Below are 19,885 nucleotides of genomic sequence, written 5' to 3'. Positions count from 1 at the left end.
TTATGTTGTAATTTCTTCGTAGTCTGTTGCTTTCGGTATTTTGGCGATATAGGCATCCCAAGTTTCCGGAATCCGCGTCAACTTACGTGCGTTAAGGTCCATCCATGCGCCATCTACATTCACCACGGCAGCAACCACACCATCGGCTTTAATAACTTCGTGGCGGAATGAAAAGCGAGAGTTCTTGACATTAAATTTAACGAGTTCCACGCTTACCTTAACAAATTCATCCAACCCAATTTCACGTTTGTAAACAAGTTCTTCACGGAAAAGAATAGGCCCTATCTGGTGTTTTGCAAACTCTTGAAGGGATAAGCCCAACTGGTTTAACATATTGCTACGTGCCTGTGCACAGAAATCTGCGTAAGCGGAGTGACGTACATGTCGGTTAGGGTCTAACTGTGCCCATAACACTTGTCCTTCATAAAAAATCGTGCTCATATCTCTTAATTATAATGCTGAGTAACAAGTTAAGCATTTTCCGGAATTGACACAAGTAGCCTTCTTGAGGTAAAGAAGAAAAGGGGATTTTTCTCGAGTCAATGATTGTTGACTCGAGAAAATATAATTTAATAGGTAGTTTTTTGTTTATACCTCCGTTTAGGAGGAATAGGAGATGTAGGTGTTCATGTATAATTTGTGCCTATCATCTAGGCTGCTTAGCCATTTATTTGTTTCCCTCGCTATGCTCGGGGATGTAAAAGTGATTACTAAAAACCTGAAATTATCTGCATAAGAATGGCGGTTATCCAACCTGCATAGGTGCCTATGGCATAGCCGAAAACAGCCAATATAACACCTACAGAAACCAAAGAAGGATGAAATGCCGCTGCCGTAACTGTTGCCGAGGCAACGCCTCCAACATTAGCCATACTGCCCACGGCAAAATAGAAAAATGGAGCACGTATAATTTTTGCCATGATAAAAAGACATAACGCATGGAAGCTAATCCAGATAAAGCCTACAAGAAAAAGTACTGGGTTTTCGAAAATAGCACGAATATCCATCTGCATACCAATGGTTACCACCAACATATAGAGCAGGACTGAGCCTATTTTTGAGGCACCAGCATATTCTAGTTTCTTTGCTGAGGTAAAAGATAGGCCTATACCAATAAATGTGGCAATAAGAATCATCCAGAAGAATGCATTTGTTAAGGAGAATTTCTCTAGCGTAGGGTAATTGTTGCCTAAATATTGAGCTATAGGTTCCGAAAGGGAAGAGGCAATAGCCGTACCACCGAAAGCTAGTGCGATCATAAAGATGATATCTTTCGTTTCTGGCATGCGATTGTTTTCTTTCGATTTCGCATCCATACGCTGCATCAAGCTGTCAACATCCGACGAGTCTGCCTTGAAATATTTATCTATTTTTTTCGAGCGTCCAGCACCATACAGTAAAAGAGCCATCCATAGGTAGGCTACGAAAACATCAACAGCAATGATAGCGGAGAATACCTTTGGTGAAGGTTGAAGGATTTCTTTTAGCGCAACTTGATTGGCACTACCGCCAATCCATGAACCCGCTAGCGCTCCTAAGCCACGCCATACCTCATCAGGGCCTGCTACACCAAGCACTTGTGGCGCAACTAAAGAGACCAACCACAAAGCAAGAGGGCCACCCAGCATGATGCCTATTGTTCCTGTTATAAACATAAGTCCTGCACGTTTGCGCAGGCTCCACATTTCCCGTAAATCTAGGTTTAAGGTGAACAAAATTAGACAGGCAGGCAGGAAATAGCGACTACCGATGCTCGTTAACGGCGAGTTCTCTCCGTCGAACACATGAAAGGTATTTAATATCCCAGGGATAAAATAGCATAATAATAGAGGAGGAACAACCGATAAAAAACCTTGAATGTACTTGTTTTTCAGCGTGGAGGCATAAAAAACAATACCTAAGACGGCCATTAAAAGACCAAATACAGCCACATTATTGGTTACTAGTGGTGTAACATCTTCGATTCCATTTTGCATAATTTTCGGGTTATTGTTAAATTGCTGTGAAATTATACATTAATTTCGGATTGCCAACTGTTTTTTGGTTATTCTTGCAAAGAAGTGCAACCTAAATTTATAAATCACATAATCTATTATCATGATAAACCGTAGGGATTTTATTAAAAATACAGGAATCGTTTTGGGGACAACGGCTGTAAGCACACCTGTTTTTTTGAAAGGGAATACTGTCGCTAACAAGACCATTCGTGTAGGCCTAGTGGGCTGCGGTGGTCGAGGTACAGGCGCCGTATTTCAAGCCTTAGAGGCTGATCCCGATGTACGTGTCGTGGCGTTGGCTGATGTTTTTGCAGATAATTTAGGTAATGCGCTGACGGCATTAAAGGCTAAGTATGGAAATCGTATCGAGGTAACGGAGCAAAGCAGCTATTTGGGCTTTGACGCTTATGAACGTCTGATAAAGTCGGATGTAGATGTGGTGTTGTTATGTACACCACCAAACTTTAGACCATCACATTTAGCCTTGGCCGTGAAAGAGGGCAAGCATGTTTTCTGTGAAAAACCGGTGGCCATTGATATACCCGGATTGCATGAAGTTGAACAAGCCGTTAAATTGGCTAAAGAAAAGAATATTTCTATTGTCAGTGGCTTCTGTTTCCGTTACTCCCTACCGAACCGCGAATTGGTGAAGCGTATTTATCAGGGAGATATTGGTGATGTAAAAGGGATATCTACTTTCCGTCATGGCGGAGAGCTGAGTTTTCGTGATCGTCAGCCAGGATGGTCCGATTTGGAGTTCCAGTTGCGTAACTGGTTTTACTTCCAGCGTTATTCCGGCGATATGATTGTAGAGCAAACGATTCATAGCATTGACTACATGTCGTGGCTATTGAAAAATGAGCTGCCGACAAAGGTAACCGCTACTGGTGGCCGTCAAAGCCGCCCGTGGAATAATTATGGTAATGTGTATGATCATTTCACCGTGGAGTATGCGTATACGGATGGTTTCCGCTGTTTCCATTTTGGTAGACAACAAAATGGTACGACCTCGCGCAATACAGTAGAAGTGATGGGAACCAAGGGCTACGCTAATGTAGCGATCAACAGTAGTTATGAAATCTTTGGTGACCAAGCATGGAAAAATAAAGAAAAATTGAATAATATGTACCAAACGCAGCATGATGAACTATTTAAAGCTGTAAAAGAGGGACGTAGTATTAATGATGGCGATTTTATGGTGAACTCTACTTTACTGGCTATCTGGGGACGTTTATCGGCCTACTCTGGAAAGACACTAAGTTTAGACGAAGTATTGCATTCTAAAGAACGCTTAGGTCCTGCTATTGGGGACTACGATTGGAAGATGACCGTAGACGAAAGACCTATCGCACGCCCTGGAGCATTTAAATTTGTATAAAGATGAGTATTATACGTGTTTTAGTTGTAGGCTGTGGAAATATGGGAGCATCGCATGCGCAGGCTTACCATCAGGATGCTCAATTTGAAATTGTTGGTTTAGTAGCGCGCGGTGCAAGCAAAGATGGGCTTAACGCTAGTTTTGAGAATCAGTATGCTACGTTCTCCGGTTATGAAGAGGCACTCGTAGCGACCGCGCCCGATGCGGTTTGTATTGCTACCTATCCCGATACGCATGAAGCGTATGCGATAAAAGCTTTTGAGCATGGCGCCCATGTGTTCATTGAAAAGCCCTTGGCAGATACGGTTATTGGTGCACAGCGTGTTATCGATGCCGCCAAACAAGCGAATAAAAAGCTCGTTGTAGGCTATATCCTTCGACACCATCCTTCATGGATTAAGTTTGTTGATTTAGGAAAAACACTCGGTAGTCCTTTGGTATTTCGAATGAACCTTAACCAGCAAAGTCATGGATACATGTGGGACGTACATAAAAACTTGATGGCTAGCCTTAGCCCTATTGTGGATTGTGGTGTTCATTATATCGATGTGATGTGCCAAATGACGAAAGCTAAGCCCGTGCAAGTATCGGCTATTGGCGCACGCTTAAGTCCAGAGGTTCCCGCCAATAATTACAACTACGGGCAATTGCAAATTCGCTTTGACGATGGTTCTGTCGGTTGGTATGAGGCAGGCTGGGGACCAATGATGAGTGAGACCGCTTTCTTTGTGAAGGATGTCATCGGCCCGAAAGGATCGGTGTCTATTGTTGCCAAAGAGGCGTCGGCAGCGGGTAAGTCAGACTCTGTAGCAGCACATACACAAACGGAATCTATACGTTTACATCATGCTGAGCTCGATGCGAATAATGCATTTGTACATGCCGATGAATGGTTTGATTTGCATGATGAGCCCGACCATCAAGAGTTATGTAATCGCGAGCAGCGTTTCTTTTATGAATCGATACATCAAGATAGCGACTTGTCTAAATCTATGGATGACGCGTTAAATAGTCTACGCATTGCCTTAGCCTGCGATGAGTCTGTAAAAACAGGCGCTATCGTTACGCTAACGTGATGCTTGAAGAGCAATAACGGTGAAGGTGGTTCGACGATTGAGCCGCCTTCCTGCTTCTGTACCGTTGTCAGCCACAGGCACACTTTGTCCATAGCCTTTAATGATTAGGCGTTTCTCCGCGATACCACGCTCCACCAATCTTTTTCTTACTGCTTTCGCTCTTTCTTCCGACAGGGTAATGTTTCCTTGAACTGTACCTGTGTTATCCGTGTGGCCAGCAATCTCAATCTGCAGCTGTGCGTTGGTCTTTAAGAAAGCTGTCAATGCTGCTAAATCCGCTTCCGACTGTGGAAGTACATGCGCACTATTCGTATCAAAATAGATGTTACTAAGTTGGCTGCTCGAACCAACGGTTATAGGGCTTAAGCGAATAGGGACATAGAAAGATTCATTCGCAAAAGCTGGATTATCTAATGCATATTGGCGCGAGTCAAACAGATAGCCTTCACTTTGTACATGCACGGCATAGTTATGCCCCAATGGTAAGGTCGCTAGAAACTGCCCATCAAGTATATCGCTATCATCCTCGAATACACGTTCATTGGTTTCTGTATTCGTCACGCTAATCAGGGCGCGTAACGGTGTATTCGTAAGCGCATCACGTACTTCGCCTTTAATATAGGCAATGGCTCCGGGGCGCTGATATTGAGGAACCTCAAAGCGGTAAATATCCTGCTGGCCAGCGCTATCTTGTGCCGCGAGGTGGCCAATTTTACCATTCATGCTTACATGCAGGGCTACTTGATCCCTGAAGTTGTTGATGCTAGGCCCTAGGTTGACCGGAATACTCCAATTTCCATCCTCCCCAAGCGTGCTTTGGAAGATGTCCTTACGGCCAAATCCAGGCCAGCCATCAGAGGCAAAATAAAGCGTTTTATTGTCCGGGTGGATATAAGGAGCACTTTCATCATATGGACTGTTAATAGTAGCACCTAAATTTTGTGGCGTGTTCCAAGTACCGTCTGCCTTAAGTGTACTTTTATAAATGTCGTACCCACCAATACTACCGGTACGGTTACTTACAAAGTATAAGGTCTTTCCATCGGCCGAAATAGCGGGTTGGGATTCCCAACCTTTGGTGTTGATGGGGGCGCCCAAGTTGTGGGGTTTACCCCAGATACCATTTTCACGCTTGGCGACATAAATATCGCAACTGCCGAGACCATCGGGCCAGTTGCAGGCCGTGAAAAATAAATATTTACCATCAGGAGAGATACAGTGCGCCCCTTCGTTGTAATTTTCGGAGTTGATCGTTCCTTCCAACTTCTGTGCAACCGACCAGTTTCCGTTTTCTAAATGACTCTCATAAAAATTCTCTTGATTCGCTGTTTTACGCGTGAAAATAATAGTCTTGTTATCAGCCGTTAATTTTGGGAAATATTCGTCATGCTCGGTATTGATTTCGGAACCCAGTGGAACGAGGCTGAGCAAGGAAGGGCTGCTACTATTGGCTATGCTGAAAATACAATCTTTGATGTACTTATCGGTCAAAGCCAAGCTCTTGTCGGAAAGCTTCGCTATTTTTTTGTAGTGTTCTAATTGCTGCTTCGCCTCTTCGTATTGTCCTGTGAAAAGTAAAGATTGGCCCAGTCCGAAATAGGTGAGGGAAGTAAGTTGTGGGTCGAGCCTCACGACCGATTGGTAGGCAGATACTGCCTGTTCATAGTTTTCCGTTTTGCGGTAGCTATCGCCCAATTGTTGGTAGGCTGTCGCAAAGGTAGGGTCTTGCGATACCGCAATGAGCAGCTGCACTTGTGCTTGTGCATAGTTATTCAGACGAAGCGCTTTGCCGGCCTCTAGAAAAGCAGCTTGTGCCTTTTTATTGGCCGAAGGCTTTTGCGCATAAAGCATCGTAATGCTGCATAGCAAGCTCCATAAAAGTATGCGTAGATGACCCATAAACCATTGGTTTTGAGTTTAAAAATACGATTTTTTTTTGGTCTTTTAGGCCTAAAAAATTAAGGGATGTTTAAGTACTTATGTGTCTGCAATGAAATCTCCCAACGTGGGTTTTCCATCACGTAAGGAATGATTAAAGGAAGCATCTCTGCCGCTTTAGACCATTCTGGTTGCAAGTATAGCTTACAGTCTTTACCTACTAATCGTGCATGATCTTCAGCCCAAGCAAAATCACTTTTGTTGAAAACAATGACTTTCAGTTCGCCCGCAGCAGCCAATACATCAGGCAATGGAGCTTTAAACTTTTTAGGCGACAAACAGATCCAATCCCAGTGGCCCGATAGCGGATAGGCTCCTGAAGTTTCCATAAACGTCTTGATGCCGGCTGCTTGTAATCCTTTTGTCAAATAATCTAAATTGTAAAGCAAAGGCTCTCCGCCGGTGATAACAACGGTCTTCGAAGGGTGTTTTTTTGCGTTTTCAATGATTTCGTCGGCAGGTGTTAACGGATGGAGATCCGCATCCCAGCTTTCTTTCACGTCACACCAATGACAACCTACATCGCAACCGCCTAAACGGATGAAATAAGCCGCTTTTCCGGTGTGATATCCTTCTCCCTGTATTGTGTAGAACTCTTCCATTAAAGGAAGTAGCGTGCCATCTTCTGGAACCTGATTTGACATAACCATTTTATTAATCGTGCAAAGGTACGAAAAATTAAGATAGCCGCCAGTGGAACGACAATTTCTCGCAGCCAACATAAATTGGAATACGTTTTTTATAAAACATTTTCGGCCCGCCATTGTTCTATAATTGGTAGTCCGAATAGAAAGTTTACTGCACACTATTGATTAGCTATGCAGGATAACTTTTTCCTTAAAGTAATAAACCAAAGTAGAAGTATATGAAAACATCTCCTCTTTTAGAAAGACTGGCAAAGGATAGTCGTGATTTATGTGTAACCATTTCATTCAACACACATCGTACACACCCCGATAGTCAACAAGATGCAATAGCCTTGAAAAATTATGTGAGTGAAGCGAAACAACGTGTTTTAGCGAAAAAAGATAAGCGGGAGGCGGCCTCCATTTTAGAACAGCTAGATAAACTCCCTGAACAGATTAATGTGCGAGAGAATAAAGAAAGTCTACATATTTTTTTGTCCGATGATACCCATGAAATATTTCGTTCCGATTGGGATACCAATCAGGAAGGTGTGCATGTTTCAAATTCATTTGCCGTTCGTCCGCTCGTAAAACAGCTCAGCCGCAAGGTTCATTACCGTATCATGGTACTTTCGCAAAGTGGCGTAAACCTGTATGATGCTGAAAATGGAACCATCATAGAAGAAATTAAAGAACATGGTTTCCCTTTTGGTGAAAATCCTTTTTATGTCAATAATCAGCCGCGTGCTAGTGATGCAGGCCATGTCGATGACCTCCTTCGGGAATATTTAAATCGGGTAGATAAAGGGTTAAATGCCGTGTATAATAGCCGCGATAAAATACCAACGGTAGTTATTTCTGTAGCCGATAATTACCGGTTACTCCTGGAGGTAGCCGATAACCCTGCGATTTATTGGGGAGATACGGCTTTAGACTACAACAATTCGGCAGAGCATCATTTGGCTGATCAGGCATGGACCTTTGTAAATGCACATCAGGAAAATCAAGATGAGCAAGTGGTTGCCGAACTGCGCGAGTCTGTAGGGCAGGGGAAGGTGATTACTGATCTGCAAGAAATTTATCAAGCCGCTTTGGATGGTCGAGCAGCTCGCTTAGTCATCCAAGAGGATTTTGTACAACCAGCCTCTTTTGAAGGAGAACGTAATTTGAAATTAGAAGAAAGTGGAAAAGGCGTCGGCGTTATTGATGATATCACGAGCGTTATCGCTTATGAGGTGTTATCGAAAGGTGGAACCTGTTACTTCGCGAAGACAATTAGTGATGCTGAATTAAGTCCGATTGCTTTGCAAGTCCGCTATTAAAGATAAGTTTATAAACTTAACATTGAGGTAGGTTCCTGGAGCGCAAGTTTCAGGAACCTTTTCATTGTAGGCCTAGGATGCTACATAAAAAGGACCGCCTTGTGGGCAGTCCTTTTATCATTTACAAATCTTTAATGCTGAGCTTAAGCCGTAGGGCTTGTTGGCGTTAAGTTTTTTGCTTTTTTAACTTTCGTATCTAACAAAGCTAGATTAATTACTTCCGACATTCTTGTCACGTAGTGGAAGCGTAAATCTTTGATGTAATCTTCCTTGATTTCAAGGATATCTTTTTCATTAGCCTTACTCAAAATAATCTCTTTGATATTAGCACGTTTGGCCGCTAATATTTTCTCTTTGATACCACCCACAGGAAGTACGCGACCACGTAAGGTAATTTCTCCCGTCATCGCCAATTTCTCTTTAACTTTGCGTTGGGTAAACAAAGAGGTTAGCGCCGTCAACATGGTAATACCTGCAGAAGGACCATCTTTCGGTGTTGCACCCGCAGGTACGTGAATATTCACATCCCATTGGTCAAATACCTTATAGTCGATGCCAAACTCTTCAGCATGTGAGCGTAGATAAGCCATTGCAATAGCTGCCGACTCTTTCATCACATCACCTAGATTACCCGTTAGGCTTAGTTTTCCTTTACCTGGGCTGATGCTCGACTCGATGAATAAGATGTCACCACCAACCGAAGTCCATGCTAATCCAGTTACAACACCTGCAATCTCGTTGTCTTCATATAGGTCTTTATCAAAGATAGGAGCTCCTAAAATTTCTTCCGCCAATTGTGCGTCTACCTTAGGATTGTATGGTTTCTCCATAACAATACGGGTTGCTACACCACGTACGATAGAACCTACTTTTTTCTCTAAGCCACGAACACCAGACTCACGTGTATACTCCTCGATTATTTTTTCGAAGATTTTAGGGCTTAACTGTACGTCTTTCTTATTCAAACCATGAACTTCCAGTTGTTTCGGAAGTAAGTGTTTCTTCGCGATTTCAATTTTCTCCTCAATCGTGTAGCCGTTAACCTCGATAATTTCCATACGGTCTAATAAAGCCGGTTGAATGGTACTTAAAGAGTTCGCTGTAGCGATAAACAGAACTTTCGACAAGTCGTATTCCATTTCCACATAGTGGTCATGGAAATTGGTGTTTTGCTCTGGGTCTAATACCTCCAACAAAGCTGAAGAAGGATCGCCTTTGAAGTCAGAACCTAATTTATCAATCTCATCCAATACAAAAACTGGATTTGAAGTACCCGCTTTTTTCAACGACTGGATGATACGTCCTGGCATCGCTCCAATATATGTTTTACGGTGTCCACGGATTTCCGCCTCGTCACGTACGCCACCTAAGGCCATACGTGTATATTTACGGCCTAAAGCACGAGCGATAGATTTTCCTAAGGATGTTTTACCAACCCCTGGAGGGCCTACCAAACATAAGATTGGCGCCTTCATATCGTTCTTAAGCTTCAATACCGCTAAGTATTCTACAATACGCTGTTTTACCTTTTCTAAACCGTAGTGGTCTTTATCTAATACTTTAACCGCACGGTTTAAGTCGAAGTTATCTTTCGAATACTCAGACCATGGCAAGTCTAATAGAACCTCTAGGTAGTTGATTTGTACGGAGTAATCTGCTGCCGCAGGATTAATACGCGACAATTTTTCCAACTCCTTATCAAAATGCTTCTGGATATCTTTAGACCATTTTTTTGCTTTGGCGCGTTTCTCTAGATCTTGAATTTCCAAGTCCGGCGTGTTGCCTCCCAATTCTTCTTGAATGGTTTTAAGCTGCTGGTTTAAGAAATAATCACGCTGTTGCTTGTCTAAGTCGATGCGTACTTTATTCTGAATCTGATTTTTAAGCTCCAACATTTGGATCTCTGTCGTCAGGTGTTCTAATAAGTTTTTAGCACGTTTAACAAAGTCCTTAGTCTCCAAAAGAAGCTGCTTCTGCTCTGTCTCTAGCGATAAATTCGAAGAAATAAAGTTTACCAAGAAGGTAGGGCTCTCAATATTTTTGATGGCCAAGCCAGCCTCGCTCGGTAAGTTTGGCGAAAGCTGAATAATTTGAAGTGCCAACTCACGAATAGAAGATATTAACGCTTTAAATTCTTTGCTGGAAACTTTAGGCTTATCCTCAGGAACACGCTCTACTTTTGCCTTTAAATAAGGGGTCGTAGACTCCATTTCAATGATTTTGAAACGTTGTTTACCTTGGATGATAACCGTAGTATTGCCATCAGGCATTTGTAAAACCTTGATGATATGTGCTACGGTACCGATTTTATTGAGCTGCTCTAATGTAGGCTCTTCGATGTTCATGTCCTTTTGGGCAACAACACCAATCGTTTTATCGCCTTTGTAGGCTTCTTTAACGAGTTTGATAGATTTATCACGACCTACAGTAATAGGAATCACGACACCAGGGAAAAGAACAGTATTACGTAAAGGTAAAATGGGCAATATTTCGGGGATATCAGCCTTGCTCATTTCTTCTTCATCTTGCGAACTTAACAACGGAAAAAACTCCGTGTCTTCGTTTATGACAGAAAGTACTTGGTTGATATCAAATGTGTCGTTTTTGTTCATATAAATATGTGTTAACCCGACAAGATGTCAGATTTTTAGATAATTTTTATCTTAATGGATTATTTATCCTATAATTGCAAGAGCGATGCCAAGTTTTAGAAAATGAGCGGTTTTAGCCATCTTAAAGCCCTTATCGGTTAAATAGGCAGGAGAAAAAGATAAGGATATGACATTATGTATGCTTGAAATGCGGAAATCTTCGTATTTTTATATGCCGATTACGTTAGATGTACCCTGTGTGATGGCAGAAGCGCTCTCTTAGGAAGCGCCGGAAGGAAAGAGAACAACAATTAAAAAGTATAGATAAAAGAGTAATATGAAACGTAATTTTGTCCACAACCCATGGAAAGCAGTTAGGCTAGGACTAGCTTCTGCTGCGCTGGCTGTGCTAGCATTGACGGCATCAGCACAAGAGCAACATAATAATCCAAATGTACGTTTAGGTCAAAAAGCGGTTTTGGATGGTGATTTTAAATCAGCGGTGACTCACTTGCAAAAAGCATTACCGACGGAAGCAAATGATCCTGATGTACAATACTTATTAGGCTATTCACAATTTCAAAATGGTGACTTCCCAAAGGCGGTAGAGAGTTTTAAAAAGGTTATTACTTTAGACCCTAAAAATGTATCTGCATTATACTACAAAGCGAAAGCTAATAATAACTTAGCTGTAAGTAACACAAGCGGTTTATCAACTGTTGCAAAAGAGCAGTTATTGAAAACTGTTATCGATGACTATACAAAAGCACTGGGTATAACACCTAACGATGCTAAACTATATCAAAATAGAGGTGTAGCTTACCGTGACTTAGGTATTTTGGTAGGTACAGCTGGAACAAAAAACTATGATAAAGTAGCGGCAACAGCAGCATACAAGAATGCATCAACAGATTTTGAGAAAGTTTTATCGTACGATTCTTCACGTAAGGATATCCAAACGGAAGTTAAGAAGGTTAACGTATACCGTGAATCTTTGAAGTAAGATCTTCTAGGAAAAAGTAAAAGGCTTGCACAAGTGCAAGCCTTTTTTATTGCTTTTACGAGTAGGCTATCGGCCTTTTTCTTTTTACTTGTTGAAAATCTAGCAATGTAGCAACAACGAGCACCGTCAGTAAAAAGATATTAATAGCCATGTGTTTTTCATAGGACAAATGGATGTAGGGACTTCCATATGCATAACCCGCGTAAAAGTAGAACGTATGGCTAAGCCAAACATAGCCTGTATAAATAAATAGTAAAATCGATCCGACAAGAAATCCATAACGACGGAAGCTTAATAGTAGCAGTGCCACAATAATCTCTATGCCTATGCTTGTCAAGGCTATCCATGAAATGTTTTGTGCTTTAAATAAGCCTGTAGCAGCCAAGGATTTAAGGAAAATAGGTGGGCAGATAACTTTTTGAAGTTCGGTGTAGATGAAAAAAAAGCTAAAAAATAGGGCAATAATTTGGAGTAGCGTACTTAATGTAAGGTGTTTTTTCATTGTATTCGTCCTCATGCTAAGGTCTTCTTGTTTGTTTATGGTGACTTGATATTGTTTTACTATACCTTTTATAAGGTCGTATGCGCTAACGGATAAGGGTCAACAAGCTGTGGCTGAATATATAAGCCACAGTCTGTTAACCAATACATGCGGAAATATTGCAAAACGCATGTATCACGCTATATTAAGGGGAGTAGTAGTCTGATTTCAACAATATAATTAGGGATAACCTATTTGCGCGCCATTCAAAAAACGCAGGTGTACGTGTATTATTAGTGCTGAAATTAAAATACTTAATCCTTGAATTACATATTAAGTCAAAATTAAGCAGGAGCGGAGCAAGAGAAGACCTTTATAAGGTTAAATAGTCAGGTAATAAGACTAAATTATGCTGCGGTGTGTTATTAGGTTAGCGTCTTTATATGGAATAAAGCATGGCATAAAAAAGGCCTCTACATTAATGTAAAGGCCTCCTAAGTCTTATTTTTATTCCTAGAAAACGATAGGTTCGCCTACAGGAAGTTTATTGTTTTTAGCAAAAATACCACATAAGTGGAACAATAGGCGTGCACCAACATTACCATCCCATTCGTCATGCTCACCTGGCGCTACTTCCACCAAGTCTACCCCGATGATTGTTTTACCACTCGTTGCCAACACGTTTAATAGGTAGGTCACTTGCTCGTAAGAAAGACCTCCAGGTACTGGTGTACCCGTGTTCGGGCAGTACCAACGGTATAGGGCGTCAATGTCAAAGCTTATAGCCACCTTTTCTGGAAGCTGCGCAATAACTTCATTGACTTGCTCTTGCCATGTTTTCCCTTCAAATTGGTTTTTCTTTAAATCAGCATCCGTATATACTTTTACCTTATCGCTTGATTTTACAACAGCCACTTCTTGCTCGCAGAAATCACGAATACCCACTTGCACCAATTTGCTTACTTCTGGAAGTTGAATAGTATTGTACATAATTGAAGCATGCGAATAGGTAAAGCCTTCATAAGCAATGCGTAAATCCATGTGCGCATCAAAATGAAGAATACCAAAGTTGTCATGCTGTGTTGCTAATGCTTGGTAGTAGCCTAGCGGTGTAGAGTGGTCACCACCAAGTAAAATCACTTTTTTACCTTGCGCTGCCCAGTATAATACACGTTCTTTCAATTCAGCATTCAATTGTGTTGATGCCGCATTGATAGCCGCCAAGTCAGCACTTAAAGTAGCATCTTCCGCAACGTCGTCACCATTTTCTAAAGCCTCAATGATGGGCTGCGCTAAAGCTTTGTACTTGTCGCTATTTGCGCGCCATTGTGCTGGTGCTTCATCCATATAGATACCTAATTTCCATAGCTCTGGAAATTCTTGGTGTAAAAGATCCACTTGAAAAGAAGCTTCCAAAATTGCTTCTGGACCATCTGCCGCTCCAGCTCCATAACTAACGGTTACTTCCCAAGGCACTGGAATGATAATGATTTCACTCTCCTCGGCTGTAAACGGTAAACCATAGATGCTCGCATCGGCTAAGCCTGGCTGCGAAGGATCAAAATTTGCTATTTTTTGTTCTTTTGTAGACATATGTGTCGTTCCCTTATTCTTTGCCACAAAGATAATAAGATTGCCACACTTTAGTTCCTCGACTTTTTATTTCTTGTACTTATCGTATAAACCTTGGCCGCCACGAATCAAAGGGATGCATTTTTCCAGCCTACTTTCTTTTGTTTTCTGCTGCTTTGCTTCGGCAATATAGCTAATGTATTCGCGCTGCTTGCTGAGCGTTAATCCTTCAAAAGATTGCTGCAGCAGCCTGTCTTTTGAAAGTTCGTCTAATAATAAACCTTCGATTTTAGGCGTAGGTAGTGGAGTAGGCTGTAAAAATTTGCCATCAATAACGGTTTGTATAGCCTCTTGAACGTAGGCCTTAACCAAAGGAGGGTTAATCTCTGAACTACTAAAAAACCTCCATTGGCGCTGCGCTTTGGTCTTATCTGTGGCCGTCACAAGCAGCTTTTCTTTATCTTCCAAAAAGATTCCATTGAAAAACCACAAAGCGAAATGGTGTTTAAATCCAGAAAAAGAAACGATATTCTTGCCTTTATAGGTGTATACCTCACCGCCCCATTTAAACTCCCTTTTCAGCGGTAGCTCTTCCATAATCTGCGTCATCAGCTCATTGGCCTCATCCCATTGATTATTGTGCTTCTTCCAGTCTGGGGCAATTTTATCCTTTAAGCGCTCCACATTAAATAGGATAATTTTTTCAATTAGCGACTTAGGCAACTCGCTATCTAAAGAAATATGTATGGTTCCTTTGGATGTTTTGTAATCCTTAAGTTCCTCTTCAAAATGAGCGATGGCCTCCGCACCCGGGTAAAGACTAATATGCTTGGCGTAGCACGCAAAATGTATAAGGTTTCCGTTAAGGCGGAAAGTAGGCATCTGATAGTTGATGGTTTCGGTCGCTTCGGGGGCTAGCTGCTGAATAAACTGGCGTAAAGCCTGCAATTTTTGTTGACTGCTTTCTGCGCATTGCGCAATGTATTCATCGATATTGAGAGACGTCGAAGGCATAGCTAGTGAATACGTTGGTATTTTTGACTTACATAAGCAACCGTGTGAGCCATAAGGCTAAGGAGCACCTCTTCATTTAAGTCGCTTATTTTCTTCGCATAAATACATGCTTTACCCATCTTGAACTTGCCTAGGCCTTCCAATAGTTGTTCCCCCTGTTCGGCACCCGCATAAATATAAAGCGATAGCGCCGCCTTTCTTGGCGAGAATGCTAATAGTGGTGCCGACCCTTCATGGCCCGAGGCATACACGTAGTGGTACTCACCAAAACCGATGATATCCTTGCCAAACATACGTGCTTCAACGCCCGTAATTTTCTGCATTAGGGTAATCAAATGTGTACTGTCACTTCGCTTTTGCGCATCATCAAGCTGTGCGATGAAATCGGCAACAGCATGATCATTGTATATCGTTTTTAAAGTAGCCAAAACTATGTGTAAATAATGTTCTACAAGCTGTATATTTTTTCGACGTAGAGGCGGAAGTTGGTTAAAATAGCATCCCAACCCGCTGTTTGTGTGTCTATAGGGTTTTCCTCTTCCGGGTCTATAACAAGACTTACATCGGTAGCATCAGGCAACGATTTGAAATGAATCTCCACTTTTCTGCCGTTTGGCATCGTATAATTAATCTGCTTGAATGGATCTAAACGCGTGTAGGTGCCTTCAAAATCAAAAGCATAGCTGCCGTCTTTTGCCGCCATGTGGTATTTTAGCTTGCCGCCAATGCGTAAATCATTACTGGCCGACGTGCACTGCCAATCATCACTGGCATGGTTCCATTGTTTAATGTCTTCTTCTGAGGTGTAAGCATTCCATACCGATTCAACACGTACATGAATGCGCTGGCTTATTTGGATAGGTTTCATATGCGCTATAGCTGTTATTGCGAATAACAAGATACAATAAAAAAATTAATGCTTCTCGATTTTCATGGTTGTTTTTTATTGTTTTCCCCTGCGGGGGATGTAGAAAGGCTTCAGGCAACCGAGGTTTTGCGGTAGCAAAAAAGAAGCATCTACACGTTTTAATGTAGATGCTTCTTTTTTGTATTCGCTATATATCGGGCTTTCAACAGCAAAAAGGCTGCGGAAAACCTTTTTTAAAGGACTATTTTATTCTGATTTACGTTTTAGATAATGATGAAGCTCAATCTGTGAACGTACAGGTTTCTTTGTATTCTCTACGTAGCGATTGTCTAAATCATTGTTTAACACGCGTGCTTTGACATTGTCTTTGAGCTGTATTTGTAACATATCAATCAACTCCGTCTTTATCTTTTTGTTGTCAATGCGCACCGCTGCTTCTACACGATGGTCTAAGTTGCGCGTCATCCAGTCTGCCGAAGAGATGTAGACAAGTTCTTTCCCTGCTGCATAAAAATACATTACCCGGGCATGCTCTAAATACTCATCGATAATACTGATGGCCTTGATCGGCTCTTTAAATTTCTTATCCTGCACGGCACAGTAAATACCACGAATAATCAGTTCTATCTTGACGCCCACTGTAGCCGCTTCATAAAGCTTGCGAATCAATGTTTTATCGCTAAGTGAGTTGATTTTAACGATGATATGCGCTTTGTGACCCAATTTAGCTTCCGCAATTTCCTTGTCGATATTAGCAATGATGGTATTACGCATATTCATTGGGCATACCAGCAGGTTTTTACACGGCAGCAGGCTAAAATCAATCGCTATCTTAGGCTTTTTCAATGCATTGAAAATCTTGTTGATATCGGCCATGATGGTTCTGTTGCTCGTCATCAAGCAGTAGTCGCCATAAACCTTAGCCGTCCGCTCATTGATATTACCCGTACTCACAAAGCCGTACTGCAAGGTTTTATTATTGCTACGTTTCTTGATGATACATAGCTTCGCATGTACCTTCTTGTTGGGAATACCCAAGAGCACCTGAATACCCTCCATCTCAAAACGCTCCTTCCAATCCATATTATGCTCTTCGTCAAAGCGTGCGCGAAGTTCCAACATCACCGTTACCTCCTTACCATTGCGGGCAGCATTCACCAAAGCATTGGCTATTTTGGAGTTCTGCGCCATTCGGTAAATGGTAATATGAATAGACTTCACATCGGGATCCATCGCCGACTCCCGTAATAGGTCAATCATCGGCGAGAAGCTATGGTATGGGAACGATAGTAGCACATCTTTCTTGACTAAAACATCGCTGATGCGCTGCTTACCATCAAAGTCAGGATGGTTGAAAGGTATACGTTCCTCTAGTTTCTCTTCTGTTTTAAACACCTTAGGGAAGCCCATGAAATGTTTGAAATTGTGAATCTTCTGTCCCGGGATGATGCTATCTTTCTTCGATAGGTTCAGCTTCTTGATCAGAAATTCGACCAGTGAAGAGTCCATTTCTTTGTCAAACACAAAGCGAGTTGGCTTTCCTTTACGTCTGTTTTTTATCCCTTTGGTAATCTTTTCTACCAGCGTGGTGTTGATGTCATTGTCGATATCAAACTCTGCGTCCTTCGTGATTTTGAAGGCGTGGGCCTCGAAGGTGTCGAACCCAAAGAACGAAAAGATATAGGGTAGATTAAACTTGATGATATCTTCTAATAGGATAACGTGCTTCTCTCCTTTAGGGGCCGGCAATAGGATGAAACGTCCATTCTCTTGTGTCGGTACCTCAATCAGGGCAAATTTTGTTTCGTACTCCCAATCTGTTTTGCGCATGGCAATACCGAGGTACAAACTTTTATCACGCAAGTAGGGGATAGGGCGCATATCATCCAGCATCAGCGGGATAACATTAGATTCTACCTCTTCTTCGTAGTAATGCTTCACAAAATGTTGCTGCTCCAAGCTCAGGTCGGCAAAAGTTTTGATGAAAACTTTCTGCTTGGCCATCTCCGATTGCACTTTTTGCCAAGTATTGTCGAATTTTTTTTGCTGCAGAATGGTGAGCTCATAGAGCTCATCAAGGATGCTTTGCGGCGTTTCAAAGAATATTTCTTTGGCATCTTTCTCATTAATCGCAACGGCACGCTTCAATCCTGCGACACGCACACGAAAAAACTCATCTAGATTATTAGAGAAGATACCCAAGAACTTTATACGTTCTGAAAGCGGTACGGTCTCATCAGCAGCCTCTTGCAATACGCGTCCATTAAAGCTTAACCAGCTAATGTCTCGTGGAATAAATTTCTTGATCATTTTTTTCTTCGACAATTCTTGAACCCTAAAATTAAAATTGTAAAGTTTCCTAAATATAAACAAATTGTGAATATCATATTAACAAATATTAGCTTAACATGTTCGCAAAATGTAAAGTCATCTCTATTTCCTACCTTTGCGCTATGTCAACAGGATTAATTTCTTCCGATACGATTGTTGCGCTAGCAACATCGCCAGGCCAGCTTGGTGCCATAGCTGTTATTAGGCTATCGGGTGCCGATGCTATACATATTACAAATACTGTTTTTCGTGGTAAAAACCTACAGGAACAGCCTTCGCATACCATCCATTTTGGGACGATACGTGATGGCGATACCATTATCGATGAGGTGTTGGTATCTTTGTTTATTGGGCCAAATTCATACACGAAAGAACATGTGGTTGAGATATCAACGCACAACTCAAATTATATTATCGAGCAGGTGATTCAGTTGCTTATGCGCCATGGTGCGCGTGCGGCTAAGCCCGGCGAGTTTACGTTGCGTGCTTTTATAAACGGCGGACTTGATTTGTCGCAAGCGGAAGCGGTAGCCGATCTGATTGCTTCCAACTCGGCAGCATCTCATCAGGTGGCCATGCAGCAGATGCGTGGTGGCTTTTCCAATCAGCTGAAAAAGCTGCGTGAAGATCTTGTGCATTTTGCGTCGCTTATCGAGCTGGAGCTTGACTTCGGGGAGGAGGATGTGGAGTTTGCTAACCGCGATCAGCTGAAATCGTTGATCACGCAGATTTATGCTGTTATTCGTAAGCTTATTGCTTCATTCGAGCAGGGTAACGTCCTTAAAAATGGGGTTCCTGTCGTGATTGCAGGTAAGCCGAATGTGGGTAAGTCTACTTTGCTGAATGCTTTACTAAACGAGGAACGTGCCATCGTTTCTGAAATTGCTGGTACCACCCGTGATACCATCGAGGATGAAATAAATATTCGTGGCATCGCCTTCCGCTTTATCGATACCGCTGGTATCCGTGAGACGCTAGACGTTATTGAGGCGAAAGGGGTGGAGCGTACCAAAGAGAAGATGAAGCAGGCACGCTTGATTATCTATTTGTTTGACCCGACACAGGATAACCTGGAAGAGGTGCAAAGCCAAATCTCCGAGCTTAAAGAGCAGCAGATTCCTTTTGTCACCATCATTAATAAATCGGATTTGATTGCTGATGCGCAGCGTGCGGAGCTTGATAGCTTACAACCGTTGTATATCTCTGCGAAGCAGCAAATCGGTATTGAGGAGCTTAAAGATGAGTTGCTGGAGCAGGTAAACCTGGCCAACATCAGCGGCGATGATGTCTTAGTTACCAATATCCGCCATGTGGAGGCCCTCCGCAAAACACAGGAAGCATTAGAGCGTGTGCTCTACGGAATCGAAAATCCAGTGACCTCGGACTTCCTAGCTATGGATATCCGCCAGTCGCTGCACCACCTCGGTGAGATTACCGGCGTCGTAACTACAGACGACCTCCTAGAGAATATCTTCTCTAAGTTTTGTATCGGCAAGTAGGTATTTTTAGTTAAGATATTTTATATAAGCCTTGAGGATGTTTTCTTCAAGGCTTTTTTCGTTGGTGTAAAATAATGTGTATAGTTGGCTTTACTGATGGTATTGTTGTGATTTTTTGAAATTTGAAATGATAGACGCAAATAGGTTAATAATTAAACTGACGTGTTTAAAGTCCTATTCGAAGGATTA

General features: G+C 42.0%; 16 protein-coding genes. 5 read left to right on the top strand and 11 right to left on the bottom strand.

Annotation, left to right across the window (positions count from 1 at the left end; genetic code table 11):
* Nucleotides 1–441: an acyl-CoA thioesterase gene (locus WH223_RS06605; RefSeq protein WP_340046754.1), complete on the bottom strand. Its 441-nt coding sequence runs from the start codon at nucleotides 439–441 to the stop codon at nucleotides 1–3.
* 269 nt (nucleotides 442–710) lie between these two features.
* The gene (locus WH223_RS06600; protein ID WP_340046753.1) at nucleotides 711–1,976 is read right to left on the bottom strand and encodes a DUF819 family protein; all 1,266 of its coding nucleotides are present in this window, start codon (nucleotides 1,974–1,976) and stop codon (nucleotides 711–713) included.
* Nucleotides 1,977–2,097: 121 nt separating this feature from the next.
* On the opposite strand from WH223_RS06600, the gene WH223_RS06595 reads away from it, so the two are divergent.
* Nucleotides 2,098–3,375 carry a Gfo/Idh/MocA family protein gene (locus tag WH223_RS06595; protein ID WP_340046752.1) on the top strand — a complete coding sequence of 426 codons (1,278 nt, stop codon included), beginning with the start codon at nucleotides 2,098–2,100 and terminating at the stop codon, nucleotides 3,373–3,375.
* Nucleotides 3,376–3,377: 2 nt separating this feature from the next.
* The gene (locus tag WH223_RS06590) at nucleotides 3,378–4,451 is read left to right on the top strand and encodes a Gfo/Idh/MocA family protein (protein ID WP_340046751.1); all 1,074 of its coding nucleotides are present in this window, start codon (nucleotides 3,378–3,380) and stop codon (nucleotides 4,449–4,451) included.
* Here WH223_RS06590 and WH223_RS06585 read toward each other — a convergent pair.
* Complete coding sequence (locus WH223_RS06585; RefSeq protein WP_340046750.1) at nucleotides 4,443–6,350, bottom strand: OmpA family protein; 1,908 nt, start codon at nucleotides 6,348–6,350, stop codon at nucleotides 4,443–4,445. The two genes, WH223_RS06590 and WH223_RS06585, sit on opposite strands and share 9 nt — an antisense overlap.
* Nucleotides 6,351–6,409: 59 nt before the next feature.
* A complete protein-coding gene (locus WH223_RS06580; RefSeq protein ID WP_340046749.1) occupies nucleotides 6,410–7,033 on the bottom strand; it encodes a 7-carboxy-7-deazaguanine synthase QueE in 624 nt (207 codons plus the stop codon).
* 221 nt (nucleotides 7,034–7,254) lie between these two features.
* On the opposite strand from WH223_RS06580, the gene WH223_RS06575 reads away from it, so the two are divergent.
* Entirely contained in the window at nucleotides 7,255–8,337 is a 1,083-nt protein-coding gene (locus WH223_RS06575; RefSeq protein WP_340046748.1) for a baeRF3 domain-containing protein, read from the top strand.
* Between the two features lie 143 nt (nucleotides 8,338–8,480).
* On the opposite strand, the gene lon is transcribed toward WH223_RS06575, so the two are convergent.
* A complete protein-coding gene (lon, locus tag WH223_RS06570; RefSeq protein WP_340046747.1) occupies nucleotides 8,481–10,949 on the bottom strand; it encodes an endopeptidase La in 2,469 nt (822 codons plus the stop codon).
* A gap of 316 nt (nucleotides 10,950–11,265) precedes the next feature.
* Here lon and WH223_RS06565 point away from each other — a divergent pair, with 316 nt between their 5' ends.
* Nucleotides 11,266–11,931, top strand: coding sequence for a tetratricopeptide repeat protein (locus tag WH223_RS06565; RefSeq protein WP_340046746.1), 666 nt, complete (start codon nucleotides 11,266–11,268; stop codon nucleotides 11,929–11,931).
* A gap of 55 nt (nucleotides 11,932–11,986) precedes the next feature.
* On the opposite strand, the gene WH223_RS06560 is transcribed toward WH223_RS06565, so the two are convergent.
* From WH223_RS06560 to ppk1, 6 genes are all read right to left on the bottom strand, one after another.
* Entirely contained in the window at nucleotides 11,987–12,433 is a 447-nt protein-coding gene (locus WH223_RS06560; protein WP_340046745.1) for a MauE/DoxX family redox-associated membrane protein, read from the bottom strand.
* Between the two features lie 492 nt (nucleotides 12,434–12,925).
* The gene (locus tag WH223_RS06555; RefSeq protein WP_340046744.1) at nucleotides 12,926–14,032 is read right to left on the bottom strand and encodes an agmatinase family protein; all 1,107 of its coding nucleotides are present in this window, start codon (nucleotides 14,030–14,032) and stop codon (nucleotides 12,926–12,928) included.
* A 39-nt stretch (nucleotides 14,033–14,071) separates the two neighbouring features.
* Nucleotides 14,072–14,998, bottom strand: a complete 927-nt coding sequence (locus tag WH223_RS06550) for a DUF1801 domain-containing protein (RefSeq protein WP_340046743.1) — start codon at nucleotides 14,996–14,998, stop codon at nucleotides 14,072–14,074.
* 2 nt (nucleotides 14,999–15,000) lie between these two features.
* Nucleotides 15,001–15,426, bottom strand: coding sequence for a DUF1801 domain-containing protein (locus WH223_RS06545; RefSeq protein WP_340046742.1), 426 nt, complete (start codon nucleotides 15,424–15,426; stop codon nucleotides 15,001–15,003).
* Nucleotides 15,427–15,446: 20 nt separating this feature from the next.
* A complete protein-coding gene (locus WH223_RS06540) occupies nucleotides 15,447–15,866 on the bottom strand; it encodes an SRPBCC domain-containing protein (protein WP_340046741.1) in 420 nt (139 codons plus the stop codon).
* 246 nt (nucleotides 15,867–16,112) lie between these two features.
* Nucleotides 16,113–18,176, bottom strand: coding sequence for a polyphosphate kinase 1 (ppk1, locus tag WH223_RS06535; RefSeq protein ID WP_340046740.1), 2,064 nt, complete (start codon nucleotides 18,174–18,176; stop codon nucleotides 16,113–16,115).
* 143 nt (nucleotides 18,177–18,319) lie between these two features.
* Here ppk1 and mnmE point away from each other — a divergent pair, with 143 nt between their 5' ends.
* Entirely contained in the window at nucleotides 18,320–19,696 is a 1,377-nt protein-coding gene (mnmE, locus tag WH223_RS06530; protein ID WP_340046739.1) for a tRNA uridine-5-carboxymethylaminomethyl(34) synthesis GTPase MnmE, read from the top strand.
* Nucleotides 19,697–19,885 lie beyond the last annotated feature (189 nt).

Source organism: Sphingobacterium sp. MYb382, assembly GCF_037572665.1.
In the GTDB taxonomy this organism is placed as follows: Bacteria; Bacteroidota; Bacteroidia; order Sphingobacteriales; family Sphingobacteriaceae; genus Sphingobacterium.
This window is presented reverse-complemented; position numbering and strand designations above follow the sequence as displayed.